Annotated in this window: 19 protein-coding genes and 1 riboswitch; of the genes, 3 read left to right on the forward strand and 16 right to left on the reverse strand. The window is 62.9% G+C overall.

The window, feature by feature from the left end:
- Positions 1 to 14: 14 nt before the first annotated feature.
- From FJV77_RS02485 to FJV77_RS02560, 16 genes are all read right to left on the reverse strand, one after another.
- A complete protein-coding gene (locus tag FJV77_RS02485) occupies positions 15 to 1,523 on the reverse strand; it encodes an NADH-quinone oxidoreductase subunit M (RefSeq protein WP_142865261.1) in 1,509 nt (502 codons plus the stop codon).
- Positions 1,523 to 3,496: an NADH-quinone oxidoreductase subunit L gene (nuoL, locus tag FJV77_RS02490; protein ID WP_142865262.1), complete on the reverse strand. Its 1,974-nt coding sequence runs from the start codon at positions 3,494 to 3,496 to the stop codon at positions 1,523 to 1,525. The genes FJV77_RS02485 and nuoL overlap by 1 nt, the downstream gene beginning before the upstream one ends.
- Positions 3,497 to 3,506: 10 nt before the next feature.
- Positions 3,507 to 3,815: an NADH-quinone oxidoreductase subunit NuoK gene (gene nuoK / locus FJV77_RS02495; RefSeq protein WP_023670810.1), complete on the reverse strand. Its 309-nt coding sequence runs from the start codon at positions 3,813 to 3,815 to the stop codon at positions 3,507 to 3,509.
- Between the two features lies 1 nt (position 3,816).
- On the reverse strand, positions 3,817 to 4,437 hold the full coding sequence (locus tag FJV77_RS02500; RefSeq protein ID WP_142865263.1) for an NADH-quinone oxidoreductase subunit J: 621 nt from the start codon (positions 4,435 to 4,437) through the stop codon (positions 3,817 to 3,819).
- Between the two features lie 124 nt (positions 4,438 to 4,561).
- A complete protein-coding gene (nuoI, locus tag FJV77_RS02505) occupies positions 4,562 to 5,053 on the reverse strand; it encodes an NADH-quinone oxidoreductase subunit NuoI (protein WP_112565120.1) in 492 nt (163 codons plus the stop codon).
- Positions 5,053 to 6,096 (reverse strand): NADH-quinone oxidoreductase subunit NuoH, encoded by a 1,044-nt coding sequence (nuoH, locus tag FJV77_RS02510; RefSeq protein ID WP_142865264.1) that lies wholly within the window; start codon positions 6,094 to 6,096, stop codon positions 5,053 to 5,055. Before nuoH ends, nuoI begins: the two co-directional genes overlap by 1 nt.
- A gap of 2 nt (positions 6,097 to 6,098) precedes the next feature.
- Positions 6,099 to 8,180, reverse strand: coding sequence for an NADH-quinone oxidoreductase subunit NuoG (nuoG, locus tag FJV77_RS02515; RefSeq protein WP_142865265.1), 2,082 nt, complete (start codon positions 8,178 to 8,180; stop codon positions 6,099 to 6,101).
- Positions 8,180 to 8,428, reverse strand: a complete 249-nt coding sequence (locus FJV77_RS02520) for a pentapeptide repeat-containing protein (protein ID WP_246691114.1) — start codon at positions 8,426 to 8,428, stop codon at positions 8,180 to 8,182. Before FJV77_RS02520 ends, nuoG begins: the two co-directional genes overlap by 1 nt.
- A gap of 42 nt (positions 8,429 to 8,470) precedes the next feature.
- The gene (locus tag FJV77_RS02525; protein ID WP_142865267.1) at positions 8,471 to 9,163 is read right to left on the reverse strand and encodes an NADH-ubiquinone dehydrogenase; all 693 of its coding nucleotides are present in this window, start codon (positions 9,161 to 9,163) and stop codon (positions 8,471 to 8,473) included.
- A gap of 71 nt (positions 9,164 to 9,234) precedes the next feature.
- The gene (nuoF, locus tag FJV77_RS02530; protein WP_142865268.1) at positions 9,235 to 10,539 is read right to left on the reverse strand and encodes an NADH-quinone oxidoreductase subunit NuoF; all 1,305 of its coding nucleotides are present in this window, start codon (positions 10,537 to 10,539) and stop codon (positions 9,235 to 9,237) included.
- A gap of 10 nt (positions 10,540 to 10,549) precedes the next feature.
- On the reverse strand, positions 10,550 to 11,836 hold the full coding sequence (locus FJV77_RS02535; protein WP_142865269.1) for an NADH-quinone oxidoreductase subunit E: 1,287 nt from the start codon (positions 11,834 to 11,836) through the stop codon (positions 10,550 to 10,552).
- Complete coding sequence (locus tag FJV77_RS02540; protein ID WP_142865270.1) at positions 11,837 to 13,027, reverse strand: NADH-quinone oxidoreductase subunit D; 1,191 nt, start codon at positions 13,025 to 13,027, stop codon at positions 11,837 to 11,839.
- Position 13,028: 1 nt separating this feature from the next.
- Positions 13,029 to 13,382 (reverse strand): hypothetical protein, encoded by a 354-nt coding sequence (locus FJV77_RS02545; RefSeq protein WP_142865271.1) that lies wholly within the window; start codon positions 13,380 to 13,382, stop codon positions 13,029 to 13,031.
- A gap of 17 nt (positions 13,383 to 13,399) precedes the next feature.
- Complete coding sequence (locus FJV77_RS02550) at positions 13,400 to 14,002, reverse strand: NADH-quinone oxidoreductase subunit C (RefSeq protein WP_142865272.1); 603 nt, start codon at positions 14,000 to 14,002, stop codon at positions 13,400 to 13,402.
- A gap of 4 nt (positions 14,003 to 14,006) precedes the next feature.
- A complete protein-coding gene (locus tag FJV77_RS02555; RefSeq protein ID WP_095087216.1) occupies positions 14,007 to 14,588 on the reverse strand; it encodes an NADH-quinone oxidoreductase subunit B in 582 nt (193 codons plus the stop codon).
- On the reverse strand, positions 14,579 to 14,944 hold the full coding sequence (locus FJV77_RS02560) for an NADH-quinone oxidoreductase subunit A (RefSeq protein WP_112565102.1): 366 nt from the start codon (positions 14,942 to 14,944) through the stop codon (positions 14,579 to 14,581). Before FJV77_RS02560 ends, FJV77_RS02555 begins: the two co-directional genes overlap by 10 nt.
- Before the next feature lie 332 nt (positions 14,945 to 15,276).
- Between FJV77_RS02560 and FJV77_RS02565 the strand changes: the two genes are divergently transcribed.
- The 3 genes from FJV77_RS02565 to cobW all read left to right on the forward strand — a co-directional run bounded on the left by FJV77_RS02565 (position 15,277) and on the right by cobW (position 18,217).
- Positions 15,277 to 16,476 (forward strand): winged helix-turn-helix domain-containing protein, encoded by a 1,200-nt coding sequence (locus tag FJV77_RS02565; RefSeq protein WP_142865273.1) that lies wholly within the window; start codon positions 15,277 to 15,279, stop codon positions 16,474 to 16,476.
- A 29-nt stretch (positions 16,477 to 16,505) separates the two neighbouring features.
- Positions 16,506 to 16,710: riboswitch (cobalamin riboswitch) on the forward strand.
- Between the two features lie 38 nt (positions 16,711 to 16,748).
- Positions 16,749 to 17,183: a DUF1636 family protein gene (locus FJV77_RS02570; protein ID WP_142865274.1), complete on the forward strand. Its 435-nt coding sequence runs from the start codon at positions 16,749 to 16,751 to the stop codon at positions 17,181 to 17,183.
- Positions 17,180 to 18,217: a cobalamin biosynthesis protein CobW gene (gene cobW / locus FJV77_RS02575; RefSeq protein WP_142865275.1), complete on the forward strand. Its 1,038-nt coding sequence runs from the start codon at positions 17,180 to 17,182 to the stop codon at positions 18,215 to 18,217. The genes FJV77_RS02570 and cobW overlap by 4 nt, the downstream gene beginning before the upstream one ends.
- The last annotated feature ends 18 nt before the right edge of the window (positions 18,218 to 18,235 follow it).

Here is an 18,235-nt window from a genome sequence, read left to right on the forward strand (position 1 = left end):
CGCAAAACCTCTGGTCAGTTCGCCGCCGCGGTCTGCGCGGCGCCGATGGATGCGGTGACATTGGTGACGAGCGCCTTGACCGACTGGGCCGTGGCATCGAAGACGGGAGCGGGATAGACGCCGAAGAAGATGACCAGCACGACCAGCGGATAGATGATCGCCTTCTCGCGCGTCGAGAGATCGAGCAGCCCCTTCAGGCTTTCCTTGGTCAGCGCGCCGAAGATCACCCGGCGATATAGCCAGAGCGCATAAGCCGCCGACAGGACGACGCCGGTGGCGGCGAAGAACGCCACCCAGGTGTTGACCCGGAACACGCCAAGCATGGTCAGGAACTCGCCGACGAAGCCTGAGGTGCCGGGCAGGCCGACATTGGCCATGGTGAAGATCATGAACACGGTGGCGTATTTCGGCATGTTGTTGACCAGACCGCCATAGGCGTCGATCTCGCGTGTGTGCATGCGGTCGTAGATGACGCCGACGCACAGGAACAGCGCGCCGGACACCAGGCCGTGCGAAAGCATCTGGAAGATCGCGCCCTGCACGCCTTCCTGGTTCATGGCGAAGATGCCCATGGTGACGAAGCCCATATGGGCGACCGAGGAATAGGCGATCAGCTTCTTCATGTCCTCCTGCATCAGCGCCACCAGCGAGGTGTAGATGATGGCGACGACCGACAGCGTGAACACCAGTGGCGCAAACATCTCCGACGCCAGCGGGAACATCGGCAGCGAGAAACGCAGGAAACCGTACCCGCCCATTTTGAGCAGGATGGCGGCCAGGATCACCGAGCCCGCCGTCGGCGCCTCGACGTGCGCGTCGGGCAGCCAGGTGTGCACCGGCCACATTGGCATCTTCACGGCAAAGGAGGCGAAGAAGGCGAGCCACAGCCAGGTCTGCATGCTGGCCGGGAAGTTGTGGGTCAAAAGCGTCGGGATATCGGTGGTGCCGGACTGGAAGAACATCGCCATGACGGCAAGCAGCATCAGCACCGAGCCGGCCAGCGTATAGAGGAAGAACTTGAACGAGGCATAGACGCGCCGCTTGCCGCCCCAGACGCCGATGATGATGAACATCGGGATCAGGCCGGCTTCGAAGAAGACATAGAACAGTACGATGTCGAGCGCGCAGAACACGCCGATCATCAGCGTTTCCAGGAGCAGGAAGGCGATCATGTAGGCCTTGACGCGCTTGTCGATCGCTTCCCACGACGCCAGGATGCAGAGCGGCATCAGGAACGTCGTCAGGATGACGAACAGCATCGAAATGCCGTCGACGCCCATATGGTAGGAAATGCCCGAATCCAGCCAGGCGTATTTCTCGACGAACTGGAAGCCGGCCTGCGAGTTGTCGAAGCCGGTCCAGATGAACAGCGACACGAGGAAGGTGAACGCCGTCGTGGAAAACGCGATGGCGCGGATGTTGCGACGCGCATTCGGGCTGTCATCCCTGATGAACAGGATGAGCAGCACACCCACCAGCGGCAGGAAGGTGACCAGCGAGAGAAGGTTGGACCAAGCGGTCATCAGAGCATCATCCAGGTGACGAGTGCGGCAACGCCGATCAGCATGGCGAAGGCATAGTGATAGAGGTAGCCGGTCTGCAGCTTGACGACGCGGTTGGTGACGTCGACGACGCGCGCCGAGACGCCGTCCGGCCCGAGCCCGTCAATGATGGTGCCGTCGCCGGTCTTCCACAGGAACCTGCCCAGCGCCTTGGCCGGCCGCACAAACAGGACATCGTAGAGCTCGTCGAAATACCACTTGTTGAGCAGGAAGGCATAGAGCAGGCGATGGTTGGCGGCGACACTCCGGGGCAGTTCCGGCGAGCGTATGTAAAACTTCCAGGCGACGGCAAAGCCGATGACCATGGCCACGAACGGTGCCAGCTCGACCCACAGCGGCAATTCGTGGATATCGTGCAGGATGTGGTTGTCCGGCAGCGTGAACAGCGACGCCTTCCAGAACTCGGCATAGCCCTCGCCGATGAAGGCGCCATGGAAGATGATGCCGGCAAACAGCGCGCCCGCGGCCAGGATGAACAGCGGCACCAGCATTACCGGCGGCGATTCATGGACATGGTGCATGACGTCGTGGCTCGCCCGCGGCTCGCCGTGGAAGGTCATGAAGATCAGCCGCCAGGAGTAGAACGAGGTGAAGCAGGCGGCGATGACCAGCAGGATGAAGGCGAGGCCGGCGACCGAATTGTGCCCGGCAAAGGCAGCCTCGATGATGGCGTCCTTGGAGAAGAAGCCGGCGGTGCCGATAACGGTCACCGGAATGCCGACGCCGGTCAGCGCCAGCGTGCCCATCACCATCATCCAGTAGGTCTTCGGAATAAGCGTCCTCAGGCCGCCCATCTTGCGCATGTCCTGTTCGTCGGAGACGGCATGGATGACCGAGCCGGAGCCGAGGAACAGCAACGCCTTGAAGAAGGCATGTGTGAACAGATGGAAGATCGCCGCACCGTAGGCCCCAAGGCCGAGCGCGACGAACATGTAGCCGAGCTGCGAGCAGGTCGAATAGGCGATGACGCGCTTGATGTCGTTCTGCACCAGGCCGACGGTCGCCGCGAAGAAGGCGGTGAAGGCGCCGATGAAGGTGACCACCGTCAGCGCCGAATGTGACAGCTCGAACAGCGGCGACAGGCGCGCCAGCATGAATACGCCGGCGGTCACCATGGTGGCGGCATGGATGAGCGCGGAAACCGGTGTCGGGCCCTCCATGGCGTCCGGCAGCCAGGTGTGCAGCGGCACCTGCGCCGACTTGCCCATGGCGCCCATGAACAGGAGCAGACAGACGATGGTCATGGCCGAGTGCTTGTCGAGCGCATAGCCAAGGAAGGTGAGCACGGCCGCACCGTGCTCAGCGCCTTCAGCCGGAATAAAGGTCGCGGCGTTGGCGAAGATGGTGCCGAGATTGACCGAGCCGAACAAAACGAAGACGCCGAAAATGCCGAGCGCGAAGCCGAAATCGCCGACGCGGTTGACGATGAAGGCCTTGATGGCGGCGGCATTGGCCGACGGCTTCTTGTACCAGAAACCTATCAGCAGGTAGGAGGCGAGACCGACGCCCTCCCAGCCGAAGAACATCTGCACGAGATTGTCGGCCGTCACCAGCATCAGCATGGCGAAGGTGAACAGCGACAGAAAGGCAAAGAAGCGCGGCCGGTTCGGGTCGTGGTGCATGTAGCCGATCGAATAGATGTGAACCAGCGCCGACACGGTGTTGACCACCACCAGCATGACCACCGTCAGCGTGTCGATCCTGAGCGCCCATGACGCGTCGAGACCGCCCGACTGGATCCAGCGCAGCACCGGCACGGTGAACACCTCGCCCTCGCCGAAGCCGACGGAGAAGAAGGCGACCCAGGACAGCACGGCCGAGATCACCAGGAAGCCCGAGGTGATGTATTCCGATGCCTTTGCGCCGAGCGAATTGCCGAACAGGCCGACAATCAGGAAGCCCAGCAGCGGAAGGAAGACGATCGCTTGATACATAACTGCCTCGTCAACCCTTCATCTGGTTCACGTCTTCGACCGCGATCGAACCGCGGTTGCGGAAGAAGACGACAAGAATGGCAAGACCGATGGCCGCTTCAGCGGCCGCGACCGTCAGCACGAACAGCGCAAACACCTGTCCCACGAGATCGCCGAGTGCGGCCGAGAAGGCGACGAAATTGATGTTGACCGCCAAAAGGATCAGCTCGATCGACATCAGGATGACGATGATGTTGCGGCGGTTCAGGAAGATGCCGAACACGCCGAGCGTGAACAGGATCGCCGATACGGTGAGGTAATGTGCGATGCCGACGACCATCTCAGAGCCCCTCGCCCGACTTGACCTTGCGAATTTCCATGCCCGTCGCCGGCGTGCGGCCAACCTGGGCTGCGATCGACTGCCGCTTGATCCCTTCCTTGTGGCGCAGCGTCAAGACGATCGCGCCGATCATGGCGACCAGCAGGATGAGGCCCGAAATCTGGAAGTAGTAGAGGTAGTCGGTATAGAGGATGTCGCCGAGGGCGGCGGTGTTGGTTCGCGCGGCGAGGTCCGGGATCGGCTTTGAGACCGTCGACGCCAGCTGCGGCGCGAATGTGTACCCGCCAAGCACGACGATCAGCTCCGCCGCCAGGATCAGCCCGACCATCGCGCCGATCGGCGCATATTGCAGAGCGCCCTCCTTCATCTCGGCGAAGTCGACATCGAGCATCATGACGACGAACAGGAACAGCACCATCACGGCGCCGACATAGACGACGAGCAGGATCATCGCCAGGAACTCGGCGCCGGTCAGCATGAACAGGCCGGCAGCGTTGAAGAAGGTCAGGATCAGGAACAGCACGGAATGCACGGGGTTACGCGACGAAATGACCATGAAGGCCGACGCCACCGCGACAAAGGCGAAGAGGTAGAAAAAGGCCGCCTCTAGTCCACTCAGCATTGGGGATCCCCCGGGTTCCTGTCCGAAACAGGACATCCGTCCTGTTCGATGTTTGCGACCGCCTCCGGCCGGCAAGTTGCGTTGTCCTTAGACGAGGCCCCTCGCCCCGTCCATGCGTCAAATGTCAGCGGTAGGGCGAGTCCAGCGAGATGTTGCGCGCCAGTTCGCGCTCCCACCGGTCGCCATTCGCCAGCAGCTTGTCCTTGTCGTAGTAAAGCTCCTCGCGCGTCTCCGTCGCGAATTCGAAATTCGGTCCCTCGACGATGGCGTCGACCGGGCAGGCTTCCTGGCAGAAGCCGCAATAGATGCACTTCACCATGTCGATGTCGTAGCGCACGGTGCGGCGCGTGCCGTCATTGCGGCGCGGGCCGGCCTCGATGGTGATCGCCTGCGCCGGGCAGATCGCTTCGCACAGCTTGCAGGCGATGCAGCGTTCCTCGCCATTAGGATAGCGGCGCAGCGCATGCTCGCCCCGGAAGCGCGGGCTGACCGGCCCCTTCTCGTGCGGATAGTTGATCGTCTCCTTCGGCGCGAAGAACTGGCGCATCGACAGGAAGAAGGCGCTGACGAAATCCTGCAGCAGCAGCGATTTTGCGGCTTGGCCAAGAGCGGACATCACGCAAACCCCGTGATCTTGAGAAAGGCAGCGACGATCACCACCATCGCCAGCGAGATCGGCAGGAAGACTTTCCAGCCAAGGCGCATCAGCTGGTCGTAGCGGTAGCGCGGCACGAAAGCCTTCACCATCGAGAACATGAAGAACATCAGGCAGATCTTGAGCACGAACCAGATCACGCCGGGCACCCAGGTGAAGGGCGCGAAGTCGAAGGGCGGCAGCCAGCCGCCGAGGAACAGGATGGTGGCCAGCGCGCACATCAGCACCACGGCAACGTATTCGCCGAGGAAGAACAAAAGGAACGGCGTCGAGGAATATTCGACCATATGGCCGGCGACGAGTTCCGACTCGGCTTCCACCAGGTCGAAGGGCGGGCGGTTCGTCTCGGCCAGCGCCGAGATGAAAAAGATGACGAACATCGGGAACAGCGCCAGCCAGTGCCAGTCGAGGAAGCTGTTGGGCAGGCCAAGCCTGGTGCCCAGCCCATCCTGCTGCGAAAGCACGATATCGGACAGGTTGAGCGAGCCGACGCAAAGCAGCACGGTGACGATGACGAAGCCGATCGAGACTTCGTAGGACACCATCTGCGCCGCCGAGCGCAGCGCACCGAGGAACGGATATTTCGAGTTCGATGCCCAGCCGCCCATGATCACGCCATAGACCTCGAGCGAGGAGATGGCGAAGACGTAGAGGATGCCGACATTGACGTTGGCGATTGCCCAGCCGGCGTTGACGGGAATGACCGCCCAGGCGGAGATCGCCAGCACGGCCGACACCAGCGGCGCCAAAAGGAACACGCCCTTGTTGGCGCCGGACGGAATGACCGGCTCCTTGAAGACGAATTTAAGCAGATCAGCGAAGGCCTGCAGCGTGCCCCAGGGGCCGACGACGTTCGGGCCGCGGCGCAACTGCACCGCCGCCCAAATCTTGCGGTCGGCGTAAAGCAGGTAGGCGACCCCGATCAGCAAAACGACGATCAGCACGACCGACTGCAAGAGGATGATCAGCGCCGGCAACACGTAGAAGGAGAAGAAAGTGTCCATGTCTACTCTGCCGCCTGCCTGAAGCCGTTTTTCGCCAGCGCCGAGCACTCAGCCATCACGGCCGACGCCCGTGCGATCGGGTTGGTCAGATAAAAGTCCGTGACCGGCGAGGTGAAAGTGCCCTTGTTCAGCCGCCCGCCGAGCTTCGCCACCTTGGCGATGTCGTCGGCGTTACCGGCCTCGACATGATCGTTGCGGGCGAGATGCGGGTATTCGCCATAGAGCTTGGCGCGCAGCTGCTGCAGCGAATCGAACGGCAGCTTCTTGCCGAGCACATCCGACAGTGCCCTGAGAATCGCCCAGTCCTCGCGCGCATCGCCCGGCGCGAAGCCGGCGCGGTTGGTCTGCTGCACGCGTCCCTCGGTGTTGACATAGGTGCCCGACTTCTCGGTGTAGGCAGCGCCCGGCAGGATGACGTTGGCGCGGTGCGCGCCGGCGTCGCCATGGGTGCCGACATAGACGACGAAGGCCCCGCTGGTCTTGCCCATGTCGATCTCGTCGGCGCCGAGCAGGAACAGCACGTCGCTGTCGCCCAGCATGCCGGCGACATTCTTGCCGCCCTCGCCCGGCACGAAGCCGACATCGAGGCCGCCGACGCGCGCGGCGGCGTTGTGCAACACGGCAAAGCCGTTCCAGTCGGCGCGAGCAGCGTTGACGGCAGCGGCGAGCTTCGCCGCCTGGCCGAGCACCGCCGCGCCATCGGCGCGCGACAGTGCGCCCTGGCCGACAATGATCAGCGGATGCGTCGCCTTCTTCAGCACCTGGAAGAACTTGCCATTGCCGTCGGCCAGATCCTTCAGCGATTCCGGACCGGCGCCGAGCTGTTCATAGTCATAGCGTGTGTCGCCGACTTCGCCGATGACGCCGACCGGCAGATTGCCGATGCGCCAGCGCTTGCGGATGCGTGTGTTGAGCACCGAGGCTTCGAAGCGCGGATTGGCGCCGATGATCAGCACCGCATCGGCCTGCTCGATGCCCTCGATGGTCGGATTGAAGATGTAGCTGGCGCGGCCAAGCGCCGGATCAAGTGCGGCGCCATCCTGGCGGCAGTCGATGTTCTTCGAGCCCAGCGCAGCCATCAGCTGCTTCAGCGCGTAGATTTCCTCAACCGCCGCGAGATCGCCGGCAATGGCGCCGATCTTCTCCGGCGCAGCCTTCGACACCGCATCCTTGATCGCCGCGAAGGCTTCGGCCCAGCTGGCGGGCGCCAGCTTGCCGTCCTTGCGCACATAAGGGCGGTCGAGGCGCTGCGTGCGCAATCCGTCCCAGATGAAGCGGGTCTTGTCGGAAATCCACTCCTCGTTCACCGCTTCGTTGACGCGCGGCAGGATGCGCATCACTTCGCGGCCGCGGCTATCAACGCGGATCGCCGAGCCGACGGCGTCCATGACGTCGATGGATTCGGTCTTGGTCAGCTCCCACGGCCGCGCCTGGAAGGCGAAAGGCTTCGAGGTCAGCGCGCCGACCGGGCAGAGATCGATGACATTGCCCTGCAGCTCCGAGGTCATCGCGCTTTCGAGATAGGTGGTGATCTCGGCGTCCTCGCCGCGGCCGATCAGGCCGAGCTCGGAAATGCCGGCGACTTCCGTGGTGAAGCGGACACAGCGCGTGCAGTGGATGCAGCGGTTCATCACCGTCTTGACCAGCGGGCCGATGTACTTGTCTTCGACCGCGCGCTTGTTCTCGTGATAGCGCGAGGAGTCGACGCCGAAGGCCATCGCCTGGTCCTGCAGGTCGCACTCGCCGCCCTGGTCGCAGATCGGGCAGTCCAGCGGATGGTTGATCAGCAGGAACTCCATCACGCCTTCGCGGGCCTTCTTGACCATCGGCGTGTTGGTGAAGATCTCCGGCGGCTCGCCGTTCGGGCCGGGGCGCAGGTCGCGCACGCCCATGGCGCAGGAAGCCTGCGGCTTGGGCGGCCCGCCCTTCACCTCGATCAGGCACATGCGGCAATTGCCGGCGATCGACAGCCGCTCGTGGAAGCAGAAGCGCGGCACTTCCGCGCCGGCGTCCTCGGCCGCCTGCAGCAGCGTATAGTGGTCGGGTACAGTGATCTCTTTCCCGTCGACCTTGAGCTTTGCCATCAATTGCCCCCGGCGGTCTGCGCCGTCTCATATGCCTGAAACAGATCGCTCAGCTTGATGCCATTGATCATCATGCCGGCGACTTCAGCGTTTTCTATCTTCAAATTGCTCATATTCACATTGGTGAAAAACGCGTTCGAGAGGTTCGCGTCTTCGACCCGGACGGCCGACAGGTTGACGTTGCGAAACTGCGTGTTCGACAGGTTCACATCGTCAAATCTGGAGTTGCTGGCGAAGGCATTGCGCACATCGCGAACATCGCTCCTGTCGTGGACATCCATACCTGCCCCCTACCTCTTCGCCTTGGCGGCGAGCGTCAGCGCCGCCGCCTGGCGGGTCCACTCGTCGCGGCCGACGCGGCCCTTGAGCGACAGGTAATCCTCGATCCAGGCGATCTCTTCCGGCGTCCATGCGGCGATCTGGGCAAAGGTCCAGATGCCGAGGCCGTTCAGCACCTTTTCCAGCTTCGGCCCGACGCCCGCTATCGCCTTGAGATCAGACGGCTTGGACGGGCGCGCAATGGTCTTGGGCTGCCTGAAATCCTCCGGCATCAACCCGGTCGTCGCGTCTTCGGCGACCGGATCCGCCTTCTCCGGCTCGGCATCGACGGTGCGGGCGGCAATATCGGTCACGTCCTGGGCAAAAGTCTGCGCCTCGGCGATCAGGGTCTTGGTCGCCGCGCGCGCCTTGGTGGCGGGGGCGGTCTCCGTATAACGCTCGGCGCGCTGCTCGAAATCGTCGATGATCGGCTGGAAAATCCGCTGCGATGCCTCGGCCGCACCCGACCATGCGCCGAGCCAGACGCCAAAGGCATGGTTGGCAAGGCCGAGGCCAAGCGCCGACATGGCCGCAGCACCGGCGACAGGATGCGCGAGAAGGTTGACGGCGCTGGCCATCTCCTTCGGCATCATTCTGGTCAGGTCGCGGTTCATTTTCTCAAGTTCATCCAATTTGGGCATCAAAGGGTTCGAATACGGCGCCATAGAAATCTCCTGGTCGTTTCTTCGTCTGCCCCGCCCCGATATGTCAGTCCCGGGCTTCACGCCCGTATTATCTATTCCGCCGCCACCATCACCGGTTCAGCCCGGTGCGCGTTGCGCGAAAACTCGTCGATGCGACGCTCCACCTCGCCGCGGAAATGCCGCATCAGGCCCTGGATCGGCCATGCTGCCGCATCGCCCAGCGCGCAGATCGTATGGCCTTCCACCTGCTTGGTCACGTCGAGCAGCATGTCGATCTCGCGCTTCTGCGCCTCGCCGCGCACCAGCCGCTCCATCACCCGCCACATCCAGCCGGTACCTTCGCGGCACGGCGTGCACTGGCCGCAGCTCTCGTGCTTGTAGAAATAGGAAAGCCTGGCGATCGCCTTCACGATATCGGTCGACTTGTCCATGACGATGACAGCCGCCGTGCCGAGGCCCGACTTGAGGTCGCGCAGCGCGTCGAAATCCATCGGCACATCGATGATCTGCTCTGCCGGCACCAGCGGCACCGAGGCGCCACCCGGAATGACCGCAAGCAGATTGTCCCAACCGCCGCGAATGCCGCCGCAATGCGTCTCGATCAGCTCGCGGAACGGGATCGACATCGCCTCTTCGACGGTGCACGGATTGTTGACGTGGCCCGAGATGCAAAACAGCTTGGTGCCGACATTGTTGGGCCGGCCGAAGGACGAGAACCAGGCTGCACCACGGCGCAGAATGGTCGGCGCCACCGCGATCGATTCGACATTGTTCACCGTTGTCGGACAACCGTACAGGCCGACATTGGCCGGGAATGGCGGCTTCAGCCTGGGCTGGCCCTTCTTGCCTTCGAGGCTTTCGAGCAGTGCGGTTTCCTCGCCACAAATGTAGGCGCCGGCGCCGTGATGCATGTAGATGTCGAAATCGTAGCCGGACGTGTTGTTCTTGCCGATCAGCTTGGCCTCATAGGCCTCGTCGATGGCGCGCTGCAGCGCCTCGCGCTCCCTGACGAACTCGCCGCGCACATAGATATAGGCGGCGACCGCGCCCATGGCGAAGCCGGCAATGAACGAGCCCTCGACCAGCGTGTGCGGATCGTTGCGCAGAATGTCGCGGTCCTTGCAGGTACCGGGCTCGGATTCGTCGGCATTGACGACGAGATAGCTCGGCCTTCCATCGCTCTGCTTGGGCATGAACGACCATTTCAGCCCGGTCGGGAAGCCTGCGCCGCCACGACCGCGCAGGCCCGACGCCTTCATCTCGTTGACGATCCACTCCCGCCCCTTGGCGATGATGCCGGGCGTGTTGTCCCAGGCGCCGCGCGCCATGGCGCCGGCCAGCGACTTGTCGAAGAGGCCGTAGATGTTGTTGAAGATGCGGTCTTTATCCTGAAGCATTTTTCGTCCCTCAGACCGGCTTCTTGCCGAAGACGCGGATGTATTCGGCGACGCCGCCCTTGGCGAGCGCCTTGGCTTGGCCGACCCAGTCGTCGCGGTCGATGCGGCCATGGAAGGCGAGATAGCCGTCCACCCACTCGCGCTCGGCCTTCTTCCACGAAGAGACCTGCGCGAAGGTGAAGATGCCGAGCGTGTGCAGGATGCCCTCGATCTTCGGGCCGATACCGGAAATCAGCTTGAGATCGTCGACCGCTGCCGGCCTGTCGATGCCGGCTGGACGGTTCTTGTCTTCCAGCGACGGTTTTGCCGGCTTGGCGGCTGGAATCTTGACTTCCGGCGCCTTGAAGGCAGCCGCCGGCTCGGCTTTGTTCCTGGGGCCGCTACGCTGTTTCGAGACCTCCTCGACTTCCGGCGCAGCCAGATTGGCATTGGCAGCAGAATGCAGCGGTGCGGCAACGCTCGCTGCTTTTTCCACCTCGGGCGCGACCTTGACCGGCGATGGCGACTTCAGAGCCGGACTGGTCTCTGGAGCATCGGTCTTTGGCTTGCCGGCCTTGGACGGCGCAACCGGCGCTGCGGCCGGCGCCTGCGAAACCGTTGCGGCCGGCGCAACTGCGGCCGGCGCCGCTTTGGCAGCCTTGGTCGCCGCTTTGGCTTCCTTGTCGCGGGTCGACTTCAGGATCGCCTTTTCGCTCTTCAGCGTCGTCAGGCCGGGCGCCGGCTCGGAGCCGGTGCGGCCGTTCTGCGGTCCCGTAGGAACCGTGGAACCCTTGCCCGCATCGTAGAGATCGATGATTTCGGCCAGCCGTTCCGGCGTCAGGTCCTCGAACGTGTCCTTGAACACCATGACCATCGGCGCGTTGACGCAGGCGCCAAGGCATTCGACCTCCTCCCACGACAGCGTGCCTTTGTCGTTGGTGTGGAACTGGTCGTGATGGATTTTGGAGCGGCAGACATCCATCAGCGCTTCCGAACCGCGCAGCATGCAGGGTGTGGTGCCGCAGACCTGGATATGGGCGCGGGTGCCGACCGGGTTGAGCTGGTACTGCGTGTAGAAGGTCGCGACCTCGAGCCCGCGAATGCGGGGCATGCCTAGCATATCCGAGATGGTCTCGATCGCCGCCTTGGTGACCCAGCCTTCCTGCTCCTGCGCGATCATCAGCAAGGGAATGATCGCCGACTGCTCGCGGCCCTTCGGATATTTCTTGATCCATTGCTTGGCCACGGCCGCATTCGCCCGGTTGAAGGCGAAGGAGGCTGGCTGGACGCTGGCTTCTGCGAGGCGGCGGACTGACATTTAGCGATCGACCTCACCAAACACGATGTCGAGGGAGCCGAGAACGGCGGTGACGTCGGCCAGCATGTGGCCGCGGCAGAGGAAATCCATGGCTTGCAGATGCGCGAAACCGGGGGCGCGCAGCTTGCAGCGGTAGGGCTTGTTGGAGCCGTCGGAGACGAGGTAGACGCCGAACTCGCCCTTCGGCGCCTCGACCGCCGCATAGACCTCCCCGGCCGGCACACGATAACCCTCGGTGTAGAGCTTGAAGTGGTGGATCAGCGCTTCCATCGAGCGCTTCATCGCCTGGCGCTTCGGCGGCACAACCTTGCCGTCGAGGTTCGACACCGGCCCGGCGCTTTCCTTTCCGAGCAAAAGGTCAACGCACTGGCGCATGATCTTGGCCGACTGGCGCATCTCTTCCATGCGCACGAGATAGCGGTCGTAGCAGTCGCCGTTCTTGCCGATCGGAATGTCGAAATCCATCTCGGAATAGCATTCATAAGGCTGCGACTTGCGCAGGTCCCAGGCTGCACCCGAGCCGCGCACCATGACACCGGAAAAGCCCCAGGCCCAGGCGTCGGCCAGCGACACGGTGCCGATATCGACATTGCGCTGCTTGAAGATGCGGTTGCCGGTGAGCAGCTTGTCGAGATCGTCGAGCGACTTCAGGAACGGATCGATCCACTTGCCGATGTCCTCGACCAGTTTTTGCGGCAGGTCCTGGTGCACGCCGCCAGGGCGGAAATAGGCCGCATGCATGCGCGAGCCGGAAGCCCGCTCATAGAACACCATCAGCTTTTCGCGTTCGACGAAGCCCCACAGTGGCGGCGTCAGCGCGCCGATATCGAGCGCCTGCGTCGTCACATTGAGGATATGCGACATGATGCGGCCGATCTCGCAATAAAGCACGCGGATCAGCTGGCCGCGCTTCGGCACTTCGATACCGAGCAGCCGCTCCGCGGCGAGCGCGAAGGCGTGCTCCTGGTTCATCGGCGCGCAATAGTCGAGCCGGTCGAGATAAGGCACCGCCTGCAGATAGGTCTTGTGCTCGATCAGCTTTTCGGTGCCGCGATGCAGCAAGCCGATATGCGGATCGACGCGGTCGACCACTTCGCCGTCCAACTCCAGCACTAGGCGCAAAACGCCATGCGCGGCCGGGTGTTGCGGGCCGAAGTTGATGTTGAAGTTGCGGACGGAGTGCTCGGTCATGCTAGATTCCAAGCCTTTCCTTGGCTGACGGCGTCACTTCCATAAAGCGGATCGTCTGCGGCCCGGCCAGATATTCTTTTGCTCTCTGCTCGCATTGCTCAGCGGTCTCATTGGAAGGCTGGAGATCGGCCAGCTCTCCGGCATCGCGTAAGGCGTTCAAAATCTGGTCCAATTCAATCTGCATCGCCGGCTTGATACGAAATATCGTCGGGCAATTCTTCACTGTGTAATTCGCCACGACAGCTCGCGACGCCGAATAGCAATCCACTCCAGCTACTTTACAGTCGTTCGCAAATGCATTCGGCGCAACGCCGCAGCAAAACAAACCCAGGAGCGCTATGCGGATCATCGCCATGCCACTCTCTACTGCCTCTACTGCTTCGCTTTTTCATCCCCGGGGAGAACGTAATCCGTTCCTTCCCACGGGCTCAGAAAATCAAAGTTTCTAAACTCCTGCTTGAGCTCGACCGGCTCGTAGATGACACGCTTGGCTTCGTCGTCGTAGCGCACTTCGACGAAACCGGTCAGCGGGAAATCCTTGCGTAGCGGATGACCCTCGAAACCATAGTCGGTGAGGATGCGCCGCAGGTCCGGATGACCTGAAAACAAAACGCCGTAGAGATCGTAGGTTTCGCGCTCGAACCAGTCGGCGCCGGGATAGACTGATGTCAGCGAGGGCACCAGCGTCTCTTCGTCGGCCTGGACCTTGATGCGGATGCGCAAATTCTGCTTCGGCGACAAGAGGTGATAGACGACGTCGAAGCGTTTGGCCCGCGACGGATAGTCGGCGCCGCAGACATCGATGATCGAGATGAACTGGCAGCCCTGATCGTCGCGCAGGAAGGTCGCTACGTCGATCAGGTCGCCGGGCTCGACGGATATGCCGAGCTCGCCATAGGCCAGCACCGCGTCTTTGACGCGGCCCGGCAGCTTTTCGCCGAGATAGGTCGACAGTTCGCTAAGGGATGCGGCCATGGATTTACCGTTCGATCGTGCCGGTGCGGCGGATTTTCTTCTGCAGCAGAAGAATGCCGTAGAGCAGCGCTTCGGCGCTCGGCGGGCAGCCGGGCACATAGATGTCGACCGGCACGACGCGGTCGCAGCCGCGAACCACCGAATAGGAATAGTGGTAGTAGCCGCCGCCATTGGCGCAGGAGCCCATCGAGATGACGTAGCGCGGCTCCGGCATCTGGTCGTAGACCTTGCGCAGCGCCGGCGCCATCTTGTTGGTCAGCGTGCCGGCGACGATCATGATGTCGGACTGGCGTGGCGAGGCGCGCGGCGCAACACCAAACCGCTCCGAATCATAGCGCGGCATCGAGGTGTGGATCATCTCGACGGCGCAGCACGCCAGACCGAAGGTCATGAACATCAGCGAGCCGCTGCGCGCCCAGGTGATCAGCGCCTCGGTCGAGGTGACGAGAAAACCCTTGTCGGCGAGTTCATTGTTGATCTCGAGGAAGAACGGATCGTCAGAACCGACCGGACGACCGGTATTGGGATCGATCAGGCCCTTGGGCTTCGGCGCGACGAGCGTTCCGGAACTGTCGTTCAATCCCATTCCAGCGCTCCTTTTTTCCATTCATAGGCAAAGCCGATGGTCAGCACCGCCAAAAACACCATCATCGACCAGAAACCGAGCATGCCGATCTTCGAGAACGACACCGCCCACGGGAACAGGAAGGCCACCTCCAGATCGAAGATGATGAACAGGATCGACACCAGGTAGAAGCGGATGTCGAATTTCATGCGGGCATCGTCGAAAGAGTTGAAGCCGCACTCATAGGCGGAAAGCTTTTCCGGGTCGGGACTGCGGTAGGCCACCAGAAACGGCGCTATTATAAGCGCCAGGCCGACGACCGCCGCCACGGCGATGAAGAGGACGATGGGCAGGTACGAACTGAGCAGTGCGTTCATTCTGCGGCTTTCCGTTGGCGGCCAATCCACGTTGATTACAGCAACCAACCCTAATGCGGAAGCGTGACAGTTTAACCGCTGAACCGTTTTAGGTGCCTTTGCTGCAACGCGGCGAGGGTTAGCGCAGGGCTTTCGGCGAAGCAAGTCAAACCTTGTTCAAAACGCAGTGCTGGACGGCAGGTCGGGAAAAACTGGTCCGATCTCCTCCTGTTTGATTTCCTTCACTTTTTACTCCACTTTTGTCTCCTGACATGTCTCCCGCCTTTTGCCTGCTAGCATGGTCGGAATCACCGGCTAAAAATACGCGAACAGGACCAGGGCAAAGTCATCTGATGAAGGACAAAATATCGCTCGCCATGGCCAGGCGGATCGCACTGGCTGCGCAGGGTTTTACCGACCCGCGGCCGGGCGGCACACCCGACCGCCGCCACCTCGCCCGGGTACTCTCGCGCACCGGCCTGCTGCAGATCGATTCTGTCAGCGCCGTGGTGCGCGCTCATTATATGCCGCTCTATTCGCGCCTTGGCCCCTACCCGCTGGCCCTGCTCGACAATGCCGCGGTCACCCGCAAACGCACGGTGTTCGAATACTGGGCGCATGAGGCCTCGTTCCTGCCGGTCGAGACCTGGCCGCTGATGCGCTGGCGCATGCAGCGCGCCGAGAGCGGCGATGAAATGTATCTGGGACTGGCCAAATGGGGCCGCGAGCACGCCGCCTATATCGAAGAGATCTACCGCGCGGTCGCGGATCGCGGCCCGATTGCCGCTTCGGCGCTCGAAGGCCAGAAGGGCTCGGGCGGCTGGTGGGGCTGGAGCCATGCCAAGCATGCCTTCGAATGGCTGTTCTGGGCCGGCCGCATCACCACGGCGCACCGCCGCGGCTTCGAGCGCTTCTACGACCTGCCCGAGCGCGTGCTGCCGCAGGCGATTCTCGATCTGCCGGTGCCGGCGGCCGAGGACGCGCATCGCGAATTGCTGCGCATTTCCGCCCGCGCCCATGGCGTCGCGACAGCAAGTGACCTGCGCGACTATTTCCGCCTGTCGCCGGCCGACATGAAGGGCCGGCTGGAGGAACTGGTCGAGTCGGGCGAACTGCTGCCGGTGCGCGTCGAAGGCTGGGACAAGCCGGCTTACCTCCACAAGGACGCCCGGTTACCGCGAAGAATCGAGGCCCGCGCTTTGCTGGCGCCGTTCGATCCCGTCGTCTTCGAGCGTTCGCGCAGCGAGCGTCTGTTCGATTTCCACTACCGCATCGAGATCTACACGCCTGCCGACAAGCGGCAATACGGCTATTACGTCCTGCCGTTCCTGCTCGACGACCGGATCGTGGGGCGCGTCGACCTCAAAGCCGACCGTCCCGCCAGCGTGCTGCGCGTCCACGCGGCCTATGCCGAACCCAAAGCGCCACCTGAAACCGCCGCTCAGCTGTTCGAGGAATTGAAGCAGATGCAGGGCTGGCTTGGGCTTGAGCGGATCGAGGTGACGCCGGCCGGCGATCTTGGACAGCCTTTGGCCGACATTGTCATGTCGTAGCCGTGCGTTGACACCGCTGCCCGCAAAAGCCTAAATCCGCTCCAGACGGTCCCCTGCCCGCAAAGGCTGGGGCCAAGAGGGAATGCGGTGCGGGGCAAAATCCCAAATCCGCGGCTGTCCCCGCAACTGTAAGCGACGAGCCAAGGCCGAAAGCCACTGGGTAACACCGGGAAGGCGGCTACCCAAGGCGATGACTCGCGAGCCAGGAGACCTGCCGTCTGCGACATTAGAATCCGATCGCCTGGCGGGTTTCCGGGCAAGGAGCCCGGTTTTTGGACCAGAACAGCAGTTTTTCGGCTGGCACAGCGGACGTTTCGCCCGCCGATAGCGACGCCTTGACCGGCGTGACCGTCATCGTCTGCGCCTCCTGCCGCGACGAGACCGGCTCGGACGCCCATCCCCGCGCCGGCGAACTGCTGGCCGATGACACGCGCCGCGCTGCAGCCGATGACAACATTCGCGTCGGCACCGTCGAATGCCTCGGCAATTGCAAGCGTCGGCTCAGCGCCGCCATCCTGCGCGACGGCTGCTGGAGCTATGTCTTCGGCGACCTGACCGCGACAAGCGGCGCCGATCTCGTCACCGGCGCCAAACTCTTCGCCACCTCGACCGATGGCCTCATCCCCTGGCGAGGCCGCCCCGATAGCCTCAAGCGCGGCCTCGTTGCCCGCATCCCGCCCCTCGACATGCTGAAGGACTTGACATGACCGCTTCCGTTTCCCGAGTTCCCTGCACCGTCGTCACCGGCTTTCTCGGCGCCGGCAAGACGACGCTGGTCCGCCATCTCCTGGAAAACGCCGGCGGCAAGCGCATCGCCATCATCGTCAACGAGTTCGGCGATATCGGCATCGATGGTGAAATCCTGAAAGGCTGCGGCATCGACACCTGCCCGGAGGAAAACATCGTCGAACTGGCCAATGGCTGCATCTGCTGCACAGTCGCCGACGATTTCGTGCCGGCGCTCGACCAGATCCTGGCGTTGACACCGAAGGTCGACCATATCCTGATCGAGACTTCGGGCCTGGCCCTGCCCAAGCCGCTGGTCCAGGCTTTCCAGTGGCCGAGCGTGAAGAGCCGTGTGACCGTCGATGGCGTCATTGCCGTGGTCGACGGCCCGGCGCTGGCCGAGGGCCGCGTCGCCAACGACATGGACGCCCTGCAGGCGCAGCGTGTCCAGGACGAGACGCTCGACCATGACGACCCGGTCGAGGAAGTGTTCGAGGACCAGATCGCCTGCGCCGACCTGATCATCCTGTCGAAGAGCGACCTGATGGATTCAGCCGGTTCGGCCCGCGCCAACGCCATCATCAGCGAACACTCCGCCCGCGCCGTGAAAATCGTGCCGACGTCGCAGGGCAAGGTCGATCCTTCCGTGCTGCTCGGCCTCGGTCTCGCCGTCGAGGACGACATCGAAAACCGCAAGTCGCATCATGACGGCGCCTTCGACCACGAGCATGACGACTTCGACACGTTCATTGTCGACATTGCCTCGATCGCCAATCCGGACGAGCTGGCAAAGCGCGTCGCCACCATCGCCGAGGAAGAGAATGTGTTGCGCGTGAAGGGCTTCGTCGATGTCGGCGGCAAGCCAATGCGGCTTTTGCTGCAAGCCGTCGGCCCGCGCGTCAATCACTACTACGACCGCGCCTGGACGGCCGAGGACGACCGCCGCTCGCGCCTCGTCGTCATTGGCCTCAAGGGGCTGAACCGCCCGGCGATCGAGCGTATACTCGCCGGCTGATCTCAGGCACGAGCCGCG

It is taken from the genome of Mesorhizobium sp. WSM4306 (assembly GCF_007003975.1).
Classification (GTDB): Bacteria; Pseudomonadota; Alphaproteobacteria; order Rhizobiales; family Rhizobiaceae; genus Mesorhizobium.

What these genes read in the sequence shown, in the direction of transcription:
- FJV77_RS02485 (WP_142865261.1), bottom strand. Translation starts at nt 1,523, where the DNA reads ATGACCGCTTGGTCCAACCTTCTCTCGCTGGTCACCTTCCTGCCGCTG.
- nuoL (WP_142865262.1), bottom strand. Translation starts at nt 3,496, where the DNA reads ATGTATCAAGCGATCGTCTTCCTTCCGCTGCTGGGCTTCCTGATTGTC.
- nuoK (WP_023670810.1), bottom strand. Translation starts at nt 3,815, where the DNA reads ATGGTCGTCGGCATCGCACATTACCTCACCGTATCGGCGATCCTGTTC.
- FJV77_RS02500 (WP_142865263.1), bottom strand. Translation starts at nt 4,437, where the DNA reads ATGCTGAGTGGACTAGAGGCGGCCTTTTTCTACCTCTTCGCCTTTGTC.
- nuoI (WP_112565120.1), bottom strand. Translation starts at nt 5,053, where the DNA reads ATGTCCGCTCTTGGCCAAGCCGCAAAATCGCTGCTGCTGCAGGATTTC.
- nuoH (WP_142865264.1), bottom strand. Translation starts at nt 6,096, where the DNA reads ATGGACACTTTCTTCTCCTTCTACGTGTTGCCGGCGCTGATCATCCTC.
- nuoG (WP_142865265.1), bottom strand. Translation starts at nt 8,180, where the DNA reads ATGGCAAAGCTCAAGGTCGACGGGAAAGAGATCACTGTACCCGACCAC.
- FJV77_RS02525 (WP_142865267.1), bottom strand. Translation starts at nt 9,163, where the DNA reads ATGGCGCCGTATTCGAACCCTTTGATGCCCAAATTGGATGAACTTGAG.
- nuoF (WP_142865268.1), bottom strand. Translation starts at nt 10,539, where the DNA reads ATGCTTCAGGATAAAGACCGCATCTTCAACAACATCTACGGCCTCTTC.
- FJV77_RS02535 (WP_142865269.1), bottom strand. Translation starts at nt 11,836, where the DNA reads ATGTCAGTCCGCCGCCTCGCAGAAGCCAGCGTCCAGCCAGCCTCCTTC.
- FJV77_RS02540 (WP_142865270.1), bottom strand. Translation starts at nt 13,027, where the DNA reads ATGACCGAGCACTCCGTCCGCAACTTCAACATCAACTTCGGCCCGCAA.
- FJV77_RS02545 (WP_142865271.1), bottom strand. Translation starts at nt 13,382, where the DNA reads ATGGCGATGATCCGCATAGCGCTCCTGGGTTTGTTTTGCTGCGGCGTT.
- FJV77_RS02550 (WP_142865272.1), bottom strand. Translation starts at nt 14,002, where the DNA reads ATGGCCGCATCCCTTAGCGAACTGTCGACCTATCTCGGCGAAAAGCTG.
- FJV77_RS02555 (WP_095087216.1), bottom strand. Translation starts at nt 14,588, where the DNA reads ATGGGATTGAACGACAGTTCCGGAACGCTCGTCGCGCCGAAGCCCAAG.
- FJV77_RS02560 (WP_112565102.1), bottom strand. Translation starts at nt 14,944, where the DNA reads ATGAACGCACTGCTCAGTTCGTACCTGCCCATCGTCCTCTTCATCGCC.
- FJV77_RS02565 (WP_142865273.1), top strand. Translation starts at nt 15,277, where the DNA reads ATGAAGGACAAAATATCGCTCGCCATGGCCAGGCGGATCGCACTGGCT.
- cobW (WP_142865275.1), top strand. Translation starts at nt 17,180, where the DNA reads ATGACCGCTTCCGTTTCCCGAGTTCCCTGCACCGTCGTCACCGGCTTT.